This is a genomic window from Pseudomonas sp. FG98, assembly GCF_057808595.1.
On sequence record NZ_JBMDIJ010000018.1, the window covers coordinates 81,874 to 94,578 of the forward strand.

At 65.7% G+C, this 12,705-nt stretch carries 14 protein-coding genes; 6 read left to right on the top strand and 8 right to left on the bottom strand.

Annotation, left to right across the window (positions count from 1 at the left end; genetic code table 11):
- Positions 1-111: 111 nt before the first annotated feature.
- The 8 genes from motB to fliE form a co-directional block, all read right to left on the bottom strand.
- Complete coding sequence (motB, locus tag ACODSK_RS14245) at positions 112-963, bottom strand: flagellar motor protein MotB (protein ID WP_489016911.1); 852 nt, start codon at positions 961-963, stop codon at positions 112-114.
- A complete protein-coding gene (gene motA, locus ACODSK_RS14250) occupies positions 960-1,841 on the bottom strand; it encodes a flagellar motor stator protein MotA (RefSeq protein WP_489016913.1) in 882 nt (293 codons plus the stop codon). Before motA ends, motB begins: the two co-directional genes overlap by 4 nt.
- 81 nt (positions 1,842-1,922) lie before the next feature.
- Positions 1,923-2,489 (bottom strand): flagellar transcriptional regulator FlhC, encoded by a 567-nt coding sequence (gene flhC, locus ACODSK_RS14255; RefSeq protein ID WP_489016914.1) that lies wholly within the window; start codon positions 2,487-2,489, stop codon positions 1,923-1,925.
- Between the two features lie 3 nt (positions 2,490-2,492).
- Positions 2,493-2,867 (bottom strand): flagellar transcriptional regulator FlhD, encoded by a 375-nt coding sequence (gene flhD, locus ACODSK_RS14260; protein ID WP_489016915.1) that lies wholly within the window; start codon positions 2,865-2,867, stop codon positions 2,493-2,495.
- A gap of 307 nt (positions 2,868-3,174) precedes the next feature.
- Entirely contained in the window at positions 3,175-3,540 is a 366-nt protein-coding gene (locus tag ACODSK_RS14265; protein WP_489016916.1) for a flagellar protein FliT, read from the bottom strand.
- 8 nt (positions 3,541-3,548) lie between these two features.
- Positions 3,549-3,944, bottom strand: coding sequence for a flagellar export chaperone FliS (gene fliS, locus ACODSK_RS14270; protein ID WP_489016918.1), 396 nt, complete (start codon positions 3,942-3,944; stop codon positions 3,549-3,551).
- Positions 3,945-3,962: 18 nt separating this feature from the next.
- A complete protein-coding gene (gene fliD, locus ACODSK_RS14275; protein WP_489016920.1) occupies positions 3,963-5,342 on the bottom strand; it encodes a flagellar filament capping protein FliD in 1,380 nt (459 codons plus the stop codon).
- Positions 5,343-5,433: 91 nt separating this feature from the next.
- Positions 5,434-5,751, bottom strand: coding sequence for a flagellar hook-basal body complex protein FliE (gene fliE, locus ACODSK_RS14280; RefSeq protein ID WP_489016921.1), 318 nt, complete (start codon positions 5,749-5,751; stop codon positions 5,434-5,436).
- Between the two features lie 232 nt (positions 5,752-5,983).
- On the opposite strand from fliE, the gene fliF reads away from it, so the two are divergent.
- From fliF to ACODSK_RS14310, 6 genes are read left to right on the top strand one after another with little or no spacing between them, the layout of a single operon-like run.
- Positions 5,984-7,681, top strand: coding sequence for a flagellar basal-body MS-ring/collar protein FliF (fliF, locus tag ACODSK_RS14285; RefSeq protein ID WP_489016923.1), 1,698 nt, complete (start codon positions 5,984-5,986; stop codon positions 7,679-7,681).
- On the top strand, positions 7,674-8,672 hold the full coding sequence (fliG, locus tag ACODSK_RS14290; RefSeq protein ID WP_489016925.1) for a flagellar motor switch protein FliG: 999 nt from the start codon (positions 7,674-7,676) through the stop codon (positions 8,670-8,672). The genes fliF and fliG overlap by 8 nt, the downstream gene beginning before the upstream one ends.
- Positions 8,659-9,351, top strand: a complete 693-nt coding sequence (locus ACODSK_RS14295) for a flagellar assembly protein FliH (protein ID WP_489016927.1) — start codon at positions 8,659-8,661, stop codon at positions 9,349-9,351. The genes fliG and ACODSK_RS14295 overlap by 14 nt, the downstream gene beginning before the upstream one ends.
- On the top strand, positions 9,348-10,727 hold the full coding sequence (gene fliI, locus ACODSK_RS14300) for a flagellar protein export ATPase FliI (protein WP_489016929.1): 1,380 nt from the start codon (positions 9,348-9,350) through the stop codon (positions 10,725-10,727). The genes ACODSK_RS14295 and fliI overlap by 4 nt, the downstream gene beginning before the upstream one ends.
- A 12-nt stretch (positions 10,728-10,739) precedes the next feature.
- A complete protein-coding gene (fliJ, locus tag ACODSK_RS14305; RefSeq protein WP_489016931.1) occupies positions 10,740-11,195 on the top strand; it encodes a flagellar export protein FliJ in 456 nt (151 codons plus the stop codon).
- Between the two features lie 8 nt (positions 11,196-11,203).
- Complete coding sequence (locus ACODSK_RS14310) at positions 11,204-12,379, top strand: flagellar hook-length control protein FliK (protein WP_489016933.1); 1,176 nt, start codon at positions 11,204-11,206, stop codon at positions 12,377-12,379.
- The last annotated feature ends 326 nt before the right edge of the window (positions 12,380-12,705 follow it).

Below are 12,705 nucleotides of genomic sequence, written 5' to 3' on the forward strand. Positions count from 1 at the left end.
ACTACAGCTATCGCTGGCAAGCCAGCTCCCACAGGGGCCATGCATATTCACGAAATATTGTGTGCAGCCAACCCCTCCAGCGATCCGGAGAAAACCCACACATATCCCGCCCTATTGCCCCGATTGCCCCGCGCCGAACTCCTCCTGGTTGAGAATCCGCTCCGCCACCTGGCTGTCCAGCACGATGATCTCGATTCGCCGGTTCACCGCGTCATACGGCGCGGCGCCGCGGAAGCGGATGCGGTCGGACATGCCGGATACGCGCAGCAACTTGGCCGGATCCAGCCCGCCCGCCACCAGCTCCTGGCGCGAGGCCTTGGCGCGGTCGGCAGAGAGATCCCAGTTGCTGTAGTAGGCCTCGCCGCCCGCATAAGGGTGGCTGTCGGTGTGCCCGCTGATCTGGATCTGGTTGGGCAGTTCGTTGAGCACCGGGGCGAAGGTGCGCAACACCTGGCTCATGTACGGCGCGACCCGGGCACTGCCGAGTTCGAACATCGGCCGCTTGTCGGTATCGAGCAACTGCACGCGCAGGCCCTCCGGGCTCAGCTCGATGGCGATCTGCTGCTTCAGTTCGCGCAGCTTGGGATCACGCTCCACGGCGCTTTCCAGGCGCTGCTTGAGCGCCTGCAGATGCCGCCGCTCCTCGCTGGACAAGCGCGTCGGGCGCCGCGCCTTGCGCGCCACTTCGCCCTCGGACAGCGCCGGATCACGCCCGCCGCCCGGGATCGCACTGGTGCTGGCGGTGCTCTTGTCGCCGTTGGTCATGGCCACCAGCAGCGGCGTGCTGAAGTACTGGGCGATCGCGTCCTTGTCGCCCTTGCCGGCGTTGGACAGCACCCAGAGCACCAGGAACAGCGCCATCAGCGCGGTCATGAAGTCGGCGAAGGCGATTTTCCAGGCGCCGCCGTGATGCCCCTTGGCGACCTTTTTCTTGCGCCGGATGATCAGCGGCTGTTCGCTCATGCCGTGGCCGCCTCGGGCCGCACGACACCGCCACCACGCACATGATTTTCCAGCTCCTGGGCCGACGGTCGTTCGCTGATGTGCAGGGTCTTGCGGCCGAACTCCACCGCCAGTTGCGGCGGGATCCCTTGCAGGTGAGCGAGCAGGGTCACCCGCAGGCAGTGCAGGGCCTTGGTCGATTCGGCGGTCTGCCGTTCGATGCGGCTGGCCAGCGGGGCGACCACGCCATAGGCCAGGTAGATTCCGAGGAAGGTGCCGACCAGGGCATGGGCGATCATCAGGCCCATCATGTCCGGCCCGACGTTGACCGCGCTGAGCGCCTTGACCACCCCGAGCACCGCCGCAACGATGCCGAACGCCGGCAGGCCGTCGCTGATCTTGTACAGGGCATCGGCGGGCAGGTGGGCTTCGTGCTCGAATTCCTCGATCTCGTGCTGCATCAGCTCGTCGAGCTCATGGGGCTGCACCGACAGGCTGATCAGTACGCGCACGTAGTCGACCACGAAGTCGAGGATCAGCGGGTCGTCGAGCAGCCGCGGATACTGGGAAAACACCGGGCTCTGGCGCGGGTCGTCGATGTCCCGCTCCACCGCCAGCAGGCTTTCGCGGCGGGCCTTGCTCAGCAGGTTGTACATCATGCCCAGCAGTTCCATGTAGAACGCCTTGTCGTAGCCGGCACTGCGCTTGAACTTGGACACCGCGCCGAGGGTGGCGCGGATCGCCTTGCCGTTGTTGGCGGCGATGAAGGCGCCCAGGGCCGCACCGGCGATCATCAGCAGCTCGGTGGGCTGGTACAGCGGGCCGAGGCTGCCGCCGGACAGCACGAACCCACCGAATACCGACGCCAGCGCCACGAATAGTCCTATCAGAATGAGCACGTCGCCGCTCCTCGGTTTGCAGTGAAAGACTGCTGAAGATCGGCAACGGCGAGGGGCGTCTTGAAAAAACTTTCGCCTGGCTCAGCCCTGGCTGATCGGCCGCAGGGTGTCGAGGCTGTCCGGGTCGATATCACGGCGCTTCAGCGTCTTGCCAGCCCGGGAGGGTGGCTGGCAGATGCCGCACACGTAGTTCTGCTTCGGCGAGTGGGAGTGGGCAATGAAATCGCCGGAGCAGCAGGAGCAGCGGATCTGTTCGAGCATGCCGTTCTCGACGAAGCGCACCAGGGTCCAGGCGCGGGTCAGGCCGAGCACCCGCTCGTCGTTGGGATCGCCAGCGTGCTCCATGTACAGCCGGTAGGCCTTGATGAAGGCGTCGATGCGGTGCCCGCCGATCTCCAGCATGCTGCGGTAGATGCTGTAGAACAGCGAGGAATGGATATTCGGCAACCAGGTCACGAACCAGTCCGTGGAGAACGGCAGCATGCCCTTGGGCGGCGGCGCACCGCGCACTTCCTTGTACAGGCGGATCAGCCGTCCACGACTGAGCGAGGTTTCGGTCTCGACGACCTGCAGGCGGGCACCCAGCTGGATCAGCTCGATGGCCAGATGCACCTGTTGCATTTCGGCGACCAGACTTTTCTCCGACATGGTTCAGCCGCCGCTGCCATGCAGACTGTCCGAGCGATCGGCGGCCGCCATCAGCAGGGAGGTATGGATTTCGACCATGCCCAGTTCGCGGGAATTATCCAGCGCCCGGGCAATGCGCTCGGCCTCTTCGAAGATAGGCCGGCAGATCAATTGATTGATCCGCGACAATTGGGTCATTTGCTTGCTGCTTAATTTGATCAGCAAGTCCGCCATGTTCTCGCTTAGTTTCAAGCGGAAAATCGCTACTTCGCGATCCTTGCGCAACAAGTTCTGAGCGAGCAGCAAATAGGAAAGATTGAGTTCCTGAATGTCCGCGAGATCGCTATTGGTGTTTGGCAACTTTCTCCCCTCCCCTTGTTCGATAGTGACTACCGCCACGACACCCCGCCAAATTTTTATGACCAGACAGCCCTGCATCCTGGCCCGAATCCGGCAAGGCCTCTGAAATGAGGTACTTGCGTGTCGATTCGTTGACGGTGGCGCCGTTTTTTCCTGAGTTCCCAACTGCACCAATACGGTGCAGAAATAAAATTTTTTTTGTTCCTAAAGTATCAAGTGATGCGTTCGATAACAGATAGGGGCAGATCTTTATTTGTACTTTCAAGCGAGTTTACAAAACCCTTACATTCGCCCTGCTTTTGCCTGCCTTTCACTTCGTTAGCTTGCTCATGATCGCTGATTGCGTTTACTGGCACAAGCGCTGGACCAGCGGGATGACTTGTCCTGCACCGGCTCGATAAGCACCATCGAGTTGGCCTTTTTGCCGGGTGACTTGCATGAGTTGACCAAGATAGTTCTGTCGATCATGCAAGAAGTTACTTACCCGACCATCCAGCTCAAGTATCTCGCTGATCAATTCAAGTTTGCGCAATTGGCCATCGTCGTCCAGTTGCGCCTGGCGCTCCGCGCGCTGCAGGCTGGCCGCGTCGAGCAAGCCCTGCGACTTGAGGGTGAAGATGCCATCCCAGTCGGCTTTTTCCGCGCACTCCAACATGCGCCGGGACTGTTCGAGCAGTCGTTCGTAGGCAGCGATCACTTGTGCTTGCAGCATATCTACCGTTATTCCTCGATTTCCGGGCCGATCGCATTCCACGCCGAGGCGATGGGGCCCAGCAGCTCCGCGGCGCTATTGAGGGAGGCTTCGTCGTTCTCCAGGTGCGCACGCAACAGCAGGCGCACGACGAAGTCGTAGAGATCGTCGAGCTGCCGGGCCATTTCGCCGCCCTGCTCCAGGTCCAGCGACCCACGCAGCCCGCGACTGACGATATTGATCGCGCGGGTGATCGCCTTGCCCTTCTCGGCGATATTGCCGGCCTGCATTTGCAGGCGGGCCATGCGGATCGCCGCCTGGTAGTGGTCGAACAGCATGCTGATGCGCTGGTGGGGCGAGGCGGCGAGAATGCCGCTCTCCAGCCCGACCCGGGCGTAAGCGCTGGCGTCTTGTGAAGGCATCATCGAACGGGCTCCTGCACATCAATCACTGTTGAGTGCCTCGAATTGGGTCGTAAGGTAATCGGCCGTGGTGTTCAGCGTCGAAATCAGGGTGTCGAGCTGGGTGAACTGCTCGCGCCAGCGCTCCATCTCCGAGTCGATCAGCGCCTGCTTCTCGTCGTAGCGCTCTTCGAGGCGTTCCAGCTTGGATTCCAGGCTGTCGGTCTTGGCGGTGATCAGGCCGCTGTCTTCGTCGAGGTAGTTGTCCAGGTCATCGGTCATGCGATTGATGAACCCGGACTTGCCGTCGCTGCCGATAAAGAACTCGGTGACCGCATCGAGGTTGTCGTTCAGCGCGCTTTCCAGCTTGTCGTCGTCGATCGACAAGGTGCCGTCGGACTCCAGGCCGATACCCAGTTGCGACAGATAGGTGAAGGTGCCGCTGCCGATCTGGCTGTACAGGTCGCTGGCCAGCTCGGTGCTGATGCGCCGCGTGGTCGAGTCGCCGAGCAGTTCGCCGGCGCTGCCGGAGTCGGCGTCGTAGGCGGTCAGGCTGTCCACTGTCGAAGCGAAGCTGTTGTAGGCATCGACGAAATCGTTGATCGCATCGATGATCTTGTCGGTGTCGCGGCTGACGGTCAGGGTCTGCGAGCTGCCGACCGCACTCAGGTTCAGGGTCACGCCTTGCAGCGCTTCGGAAACCGTATTGCTCTGGCTGGTGATCGAGATGCCGTTGATGGTCAGTTGCGCATCCTTGGCCTCGACCGTTTCCGTCATGCCGCTGAACAGCGACGTGGCCAGGTCACTGCTGTCGTCGCTGCTGTAGCTGACGCTGATTTCCGACTGGGTCCCGGTGCTGTTGGAGGTCAGCACCAGGCGGTACGGGGTGTCGCTGCCATCGTTGACCAAGGTCGCGGTCACCCCCGCATCGGCGGCGTTGATCGCATCGCGCAGACCCGACAGGGTGTTGTTGCTGCTGTCGAGGGTAATCGACACCGCATCGCTGCTGCCGACCTGCAAGGTCAGGGTGCCGGTGCCGAGGGTGCTGCTGGTATCGCTGATGCCGGTGGTGGCCAGGCTCTGGGCCTGGGCCAGTTGGGTCACTTCGATGCTGTAGCTGCCCGCCACTGCGTCGCTGGTGGTGGTGACCGACACGCCGCTCCCGGAAATGCTGGTGGACAGCGCCTCGTACAGGCTCGAATCAGCCAGCGCGGCGGCCGCCGTTTGCAGCTTGTCGAGGGCACTGGTGAGGGTGCCGTAGGCGGAAATCTCCGCCTCCACCGACTCTTCCTGGGCAGTGATCGGGTCCAGCAGGCTGGCCGTCTTCGACTCTTCCAGGCTCTCCAGAATGCTTTCCAGATCGAGCCCCGAGCCAACGCCCAGAGAGGTGATGCTTGCTGTAGAGCTGGTGGTCGTGGTCATGTGCGTGTCCGTCCTGATGTGAGCCTGGAGCCTTCGGGCGCAACATCGGCAAGCGCTTGTGGCGTCTTTAGGGGCCTGGGAAAAAAATCCCTCAGACTTGCATGGCCATCACGTCCTTATAGGCAGTGAGCAGGCGGTTGCGCACCTGCACGCCCATCTGGAAGGCCACGCTGGCCTTCTGCGAATCGGCCATCACGTCGCTCAGCGACACCTCGCTGCTCCCGGCCTGGAAGGCATTGGCCTGGGCGCCCGCGGCCTGCTGCAGGCGATTGATGCGCTGCAGCGACTGCTCCAGTTCGCCAGCAAAGCCGCTCGGAACCTGCCCGCCGACACCGGGAACGACACCCTGGGCCTGCTCGGCGAGGCTGCTGATCTGTTGCAGAACATCGGCAAGGGCCGGGGTGGTCATGGCGGAATCGCTCGTGGCTTGGCGGATACGCGGCAGGTTAGCAAGGCAGGGCTTGCGGGCATGCGCCCAATTGACCGCAAAACACCCGGCTTTTCTGCCCTTTGCCCGTCCACGCCTTCGCCAGAATGCCCCGAAGCTCAATTCTGCCCAGTTCCCGGACGGGTCGATCACCACTGCCAGCGGACTCTGCGATGCCCCTTTTCCCGGCCCCAACCTCAGCGTCGAGGTGCCCGTGACTACTGCTGCCCAGGCCAAGGCCGCAAAAAACAATCTGCCGATCCCCTCCCCCACGCGCCCGCTCGATGCGTTGACGGGGCTGCTGCGCGGCCGCCCGATGCTGCCCCTGCTGCTGGCCGGCGCAGCCGCAGTGGCGGTGCTGGTGGCCCTGCTACTGTGGGCCCGGGAGCCGGAATACCGGGTGCTGTTTTCCAACCTGGGCGAAGCCGACGGCGGCCAGGTGATCAGCGAGCTGGACAAGCGCAACGTGCCCTATCGCCTGGGCGAAGGCGGCCACACCATCATGGTCCCGGCCGAGCGGATGAACGCCCTGCGCCTGCAACTGGCCGAGCAGGGCCTGCCCAAGGGCGGCAATGTCGGCTTCGAGCTGCTCGACAAGCAGGCCTTCGGCATCAGCCAGTTCGCCGAGCACCTCAATTACCAGCGCGGCCTCGAAGGCGAGCTGGCGCGCACCATCGAGTCTCTCGGCCCGGTGTCCCGCGCCCGGGTGCACCTGGTGATGGCCCGCGATTCGGTGTTCGCCCGCGACCGCGAGGCCGCCCGCGCCTCGGTGGCCCTGACCCTGCAAGCCGGCCGCGAGCTGGGCCAGAGCCAGGTCAGCGCGATCATCCATCTGGTCACCTCCAGCGTGCCGGGGCTGGCCGTCGACGGCGTCACCGTGGTCGACCAGAACGGCCGCCTGCTTTCGCGCAGCCACACCGGCGACGGCCTCGACGGCTCGCAACTGGACTACGTCAACGAAATAGAGCGCAGCTACCAGACGCGCATCGAGGACATCCTCGCGCCACTGCTCGGCAGCCATAACGTGCACGCCCGGGTCACCGCACAACTGGACTTCTCGACCCGGGAAAGCACCGCCGAACGCTACGCCCCCAACCAGGACTCGAAATCGGCCTCGGTGCGCAGCCAGCAGACCTCCGAACGCCTGGCCCAGGGCGGCGACAGCGCCCGTGGCGTGCCCGGCGCGCTGACCAACTCGCCGCCGAACACTCCGCCGCCGACCAAGGCCACCGCCCCAGGCGCCAGCACCAGCGAAGCCGCCACCAACGAGTCGGCCAAGCCGCTGCAAAGCGAGCGCATGGTCAACTACGAGGTCGACCGCAATATCGAGCACGTCAAATCCAGCCTCGGCAGCGTGCAGCGCCTGACAGCGGCGGTGGTGGTCAACTACCGCACCACGATGAAGGACGGCGCGCCGGTCAACGAGCCGCTGAGCAAGGAAGAGCTGGCCGGCATCAACGACCTGGTGCGCCAGGCCATGGGCTACGACGAAAGCCGCGGCGACACCCTGCAGGTCATCAACAGCCCCTTCGTCGAAGAGCAGACCATCGAGGACGCCCTGCCCTGGTGGCGCACCCCCGAGGCCTACAACCTGACCATGGGCGTGCTGCGCTACCTGCTGGTGGCCCTGGCTGCGCTGACCCTGTGGAAGTTCGTGCTCAAGCCCATGCAACAGCGCAACGCCGCAGCCAGCGGTCGCGACCTGGTGCTGGCCGACGATGCCGGCGAGCCGACCCCGGGCGCCCGCGCCAGCGACAGCCTGAGCGTCGGCCAGGACAACCCGCAGCGCCCGGCACTGCCTCGCAAGTCGGCGCTCTATGAACAGAACATGGAGAGCCTGAAACGGCTCGCCACCGAAGACCCGCGCCTGGTGGCGATGATCGTTCGCGGCTGGATGAAAAAGCATGAGTAGCAAGATCAGTGGAGCACGCCGCAGTGCCATTCTCCTGCTGTCGCTGGACGCCGACAGCGCCGCCGAGGTGTTCAAGTTCCTCCCGGGAGACGACGTCGAGAGCATCAGCCTGGAAATGGCCCGGCTGAGCCAGGTGTCCCACGAGGAAATGCGCCAGGTGCTCGCCGACTTCATGGACGAGACCGAGCAGTACGCGGCCATCAGCATCCAGAGCAGCGACCATATCCGCGCTGTGCTGACCAAGGCCCTGGGCACCGAGCGCGCCGCCAGCCTGATCGACGACATCCTGGAAACCACCAACACCGGCTCCGGCATCGACAAGCTCAACCTGATGGAAGCGCCGGTGGTGGCCGAGATGATCCGCGACGAGCACCCGCAGATCGTCGCCACCATCCTCGTCCACCTGGAGCGCCACCAGGCCTCGGCGATCCTGCAATTGCTGCCGGAGCGCCTGCGCAACGACATCATCCTGCGCATCGCCACCTTCAGCGGCGTGCAGCCGGTGGCCCTGCACGAGCTGACCGAAGTGCTCGGCGTGATGCTCGACGGCCAGAGCCTCAAGCGCAGCAAGATGGGCGGCGTGCGGGCGGCGGCGGAGATCCTCAACCTCATGTCGACCAGCTACGAGTCCTCGGCCATCGAAAGCCTGCGCGGGCACAGCGTCGACCTGGCGCAGAAGATCCTCGACGAGATGTTCCTCTTCGAGAACCTCGCCGATGTCGACGACCGCAGCATCCAGACGCTGCTGCAGAACATCGACAGCAACTCCCTGGCCATCGCACTCAAGGGCGCCTCGGAGCCGCTCATGGAGCGCTTCCTGCGCAACATGTCGCAGCGTGCCTCGGTGCTGTTCCGCGAGGACATGGAAGCGCGCGGGCCAATGCGCATGTCGCAGATCGAAAACGAGCAGAAGACCATCCTGCAAGTGGTGCGGCGCCTGACCGAGACCGGCGAGATGGTCACCGGACGCGGCGACGATGCCTATGTCTGAGGCCTGGCAGACCTGGCGCATGGAGCCCCTGGGCGTTGCTGCGCCAGTGGTCAGCGAGCCGCAGGACCCGGAGCGCGAACGCCAGCGCCGGCTGGCCGCCGAGCGGCGCCAGGCCTTGCAGCACCTGCGCGAAAGCACCCTGGCCGAGGCACAGCAGCAAGGCCATGCGCTGGGCAAGGAGCTGGGCTACGCCGAGGGGCTGGCCGAAGGTCGCGAGGCGGCAGCGGAGGAATTGCGCCAGCAGGTCCGCCAGACCCTGGAACCCTTGCGTGCCCTGTGCCTTGGCTTCGACGCCGCCTTGCGCGAGGTGGACGACCATCTCGCGAGCGAGATCGGCCGTATCGCCCTCGACCTGGCCGCACGCCTGGCGGGCGAGGCCCTGGCCGTGCAGCCCGCGCAGGTGGAAGCCCAGGTGCGGCAGATGCTTGCCTGCGAACCGGCCCTCGGCGGCAAGCCGCGCCTGAACCTGAATCCCGACGACCTGCCCTGGGTGGAAAGCAGCCTCGGTGAAGAACTCGAAGCCGCAGGCTGGAGCCTGGCCGCCGACCCGCACATCCTCCCCGGCGGCTGCCGCCTGGTCAGCGCCAGCGGCGAGCTGGACGCCACCCGGCAGACCCGCGAAGCGCTGTTCAAGGACAGCGGCAACTGGCAGCTCGACGAACTGGGCCCGGCGCCATGAGCACCGCCAATCCGCACCTGCAACGCTGGTGCCGGGGTCTGCACGCCCTGACCGACGCCAGCGTCAAAGCCCCGGCCTACCGCCGCAGCGGGCGCATCACTCGCGCCACCGGCCTGGTCCTGGAAGCGGTCGGCCTGCGCCTGCCGCTGGGCGCGGGTTGCCGCATCGAACGCCTGGGCAGCGCCGGGGCGAGCTATGCCGAAGCCGAGGTGGTCGGCTTTGCCGGCGAGACCCTGTACCTGATGCCGCTGGAAGAGATCCACGGCCTGCAATCCGGCGCGCGCTTCTTCGCCCTGGCCGACGAACCCGGTGCCGACGATAGCGGCCGCCCCGTACCCCTGGGCATGTCCCTGCTCGGCCGGGTCCTGGACAGTTGCGGCGTGCCGCTGGACGGCAAGGGCCCGCTACTCGCCAGCCACCGCGCCAGCCTCCACGGCGAGCCGATCAACCCGCTGCAACGCGCGCCCATCGACCGCCAGATCGATGTCGGCATCCGCGCCATCAACGCCCTGCTCAGCGTCGGCCGCGGCCAGCGCCTCGGCCTGTTCGCCGGCTCCGGAGTGGGCAAGTCGGTACTGCTGGGGATGATGGCCCGCTACACCCGTGCCGACGTGGTGGTGGTCGGCCTGATCGGCGAGCGCGGCCGCGAAGTGCAGGACTTCATCGACAGCATCCTCGGCGAGGAAGGCCTGGCCCGCGCGGTGGTGGTGGCTGCCCCGGCCGATGCCTCGCCGCTCAAGCGCCTGCAGGGCGCCGCCTACGCCACGCGCCTGGCCGAGGATTTTCGCGAGCAGGGCAAGGACGTGCTGCTGATCATGGACTCGCTGACCCGCTACGCCATGGCCCAGCGCGAAATCGCCCTGGCCCTGGGCGAGCCGCCGGCGACCAAGGGCTACCCGCCGTCGGTGTTCGCCAAGCTGCCCAAGCTGGTCGAGCGCACCGGCAACGGCCCCCGTGGTGGCGGCTCGATCACCGCGTTCTATACCGTGCTCAGCGAGGGCGACGACCAGCAGGACCCGATCGCCGACTCGGCCCGGGCCATTCTCGACGGGCACATCGTGCTGTCGCGGCACCTGGCCGAAGCCGGTCACTACCCGGCGATCGATATCGAAGCCTCGATCAGCCGGGCAATGAGCGCGGTGGTCAGCGAGTCCCAGCAGCGCAAGGCGCAGAAACTCAAGCAGGCCCTGTCGCGCTACCAGCGCAACCGCGACCTGATCGGCGTCGGCGCCTACGCACCGGGGCACGATGCCCAGCTCGACCGTGCGGTGAGCCTGTACCCGCATATCGAACGTTTCCTCCAGCAACGCACCGGCGAACGTAGCTCCATCGAAGACACCCTCGCCGGGCTCAACCTGCTGTTCCCCGGCAAATGACGAGGTCGCGCCATGGCCAATGAATCGCTGCAACTGCTGGTCGAACTCACCGCCAAGGCCCGCGAGGCCGCTGCCAGCGCCCTGGCGAAAAGCCGCAGCGCCGAGCAGCAGATGGCCGGGCAGGTGCGCGCGCTGGACGGTTATCAGCGCGAGTACCGGCAAACCCTGCAACAGGAGTTGAGCGGCGCCGGCATGAGCCCGGCGACCCTGGCCAACTTTCGCGGCTTCCTGAAGTCCCTGGAAACCGCGATCGAACGAGCCGAGGCCAACCTGGCCAGGCACCGCGCCCAGGTCGAGCAGCACCAGGAGGCGTGGCGCCAGGCATGGCGCAAGGTCAACGCGCTGGAAACCCTGCTGGCCCGGCGTCAGGAACAAGCACGCCTGCTGGCCGGACGCGCGGAACAACGGCGCACCGACGAACTGGCCGGGCGCACGCAACGAGGCGCCTTCAGTGGCGCCGGATTCTGAGGAGCTGCATGGATATCATCACCGCCCTTGCGGCCCTGCCGACGGCGCAACCTGAAGCTGCCGCGGATACCGGCACGGCCGATGGCGAGGCGTTTGCCGCGGTCTTGCAGCAGGCTGAAACTGCGGTCAGCCAGGCGACCGCCCCGGCGCTGCCACCCACCGAGAACCTGGTAGCAGCGGCGGAGAGTGCGCCGCAGCCTGTAGAGCTGCCACCAGAGCCGCCCGCACCACAGCCTGAAGTACAAGCCCCGACTCAGCCTGCGGCGGTCGAGACGGTCGACGTCGAGCTGCCGGAAATGGCCCTTGCCGAAGCGGACGTGGAACCCGAACCCGAGCCCGTGCAAACCGAAGCACTGGCGCTGGACGATGCCATCCCTAGCGACGATGACAGTGAACAGCCCGAAGACCCGCTGACCGCGATCCGCCAGCGCCTGGACCTGATCGACAGCGCCAACCTGCTGTCCCTTGGTGCCTTTGCGGTCGCCCCGCAAGTGGTGGCGACGCAACCGGCCGTGGCGAAGCCCGAGCCGTCCATCGAGGACAGCAAGACCGAGGTGCTGCAATGGTCCGCGCCTGAAGCCGAGGATATCGCGCCGGTGGTGGTCGAGAACGCTGCACCGGTGGAGCGTCCGGCCAGGAGCACCAGCAGCCTGGCCGTCGAGAGCCCTCCCGACGATGCCCAGCAGCCCGTGACGACGCCTGTGGCGTTCACGGTTGCCAATCAGACACCGGCCAGTCTCGTGGCCGTGGCCAGCGAAGAAATCCAGACGCCCGTGGACAGTCCGCAATGGCAGGACGAGCTTGGCCAGCAGGTGGTCGCCATGGTCCGCCGTGGGGATCAGCAGGTGGATATGCGCCTGAATCCGGCCGATCTCGGGCCGTTGTCCATCAGCCTGAATATCAGCGAGGGCGGCGTGCAGGCGCAGTTCCAGTCGGCCCACGCCTCGGTGCGGGCGGCGGTGGAGCAGGCGTTGCCGCAATTGCAGGCGACGCTGGCGGCGCAGGGGTTGGCGTTGGGTGAGGCGTCGGTGAATGACGGGGCGTCAAGGCAAGCTACCGGGGAGCAGCCACGGCGGGAGTCGCAGCGTGGCGAGCCGCGCCGGGAAGTGGTGGAGAGTGCCGTTGCACCATTGCCGGCGCAGCCGATTGCCAGCTCGGGGGCGGTCGTCGATCTCTATCTCTGACCCGATTTTGTGTTGCTGCTGATGGCCTCATCGCCGGCAACGCCGGCTCCCACAGGGTCCCGGATCGACCGCATGATCCAGGCCCGACACAAGCCCCCGTGGGAGCTGGCATTGCCAGCGATGGGGCCAGAAAGAACAACCCAATTAGCAAGACCCAGGTCGAAGCTGATGGCCTCATCGCCGGCAACGCCGACTCCCACAGGGTTCCGGGCCGGCCGCATTATCCAGGTCCGACACAAGCCCCCGTGGGAGCTGGCTTGCCAGCGATGAGCATGGGTATCTACACAACTTCAGATCAGCCATGAAGCCACAGGCCGCCGAGTACC

Bases quoted from the DNA above. Each gene is read 5' to 3' on its own strand.
- ACODSK_RS14310 (WP_489016933.1), top strand. From the start codon at position 11,204: ATGGATATCATCACCGCCCTTGCGGCCCTGCCGACGGCGCAACCTGAA.
- motB (WP_489016911.1), bottom strand. From the start codon at position 963: ATGAGCGAACAGCCGCTGATCATCCGGCGCAAGAAAAAGGTCGCCAAG.
- fliJ (WP_489016931.1), top strand. From the start codon at position 10,740: ATGGCCAATGAATCGCTGCAACTGCTGGTCGAACTCACCGCCAAGGCC.
- ACODSK_RS14265 (WP_489016916.1), bottom strand. From the start codon at position 3,540: ATGCTGCAAGCACAAGTGATCGCTGCCTACGAACGACTGCTCGAACAG.
- fliG (WP_489016925.1), top strand. From the start codon at position 7,674: ATGAGTAGCAAGATCAGTGGAGCACGCCGCAGTGCCATTCTCCTGCTG.
- fliD (WP_489016920.1), bottom strand. From the start codon at position 5,342: ATGACCACGACCACCAGCTCTACAGCAAGCATCACCTCTCTGGGCGTT.
- fliS (WP_489016918.1), bottom strand. From the start codon at position 3,944: ATGATGCCTTCACAAGACGCCAGCGCTTACGCCCGGGTCGGGCTGGAG.
- fliE (WP_489016921.1), bottom strand. From the start codon at position 5,751: ATGACCACCCCGGCCCTTGCCGATGTTCTGCAACAGATCAGCAGCCTC.
- ACODSK_RS14295 (WP_489016927.1), top strand. From the start codon at position 8,659: ATGCCTATGTCTGAGGCCTGGCAGACCTGGCGCATGGAGCCCCTGGGC.
- fliI (WP_489016929.1), top strand. From the start codon at position 9,348: ATGAGCACCGCCAATCCGCACCTGCAACGCTGGTGCCGGGGTCTGCAC.
- flhC (WP_489016914.1), bottom strand. From the start codon at position 2,489: ATGTCGGAGAAAAGTCTGGTCGCCGAAATGCAACAGGTGCATCTGGCC.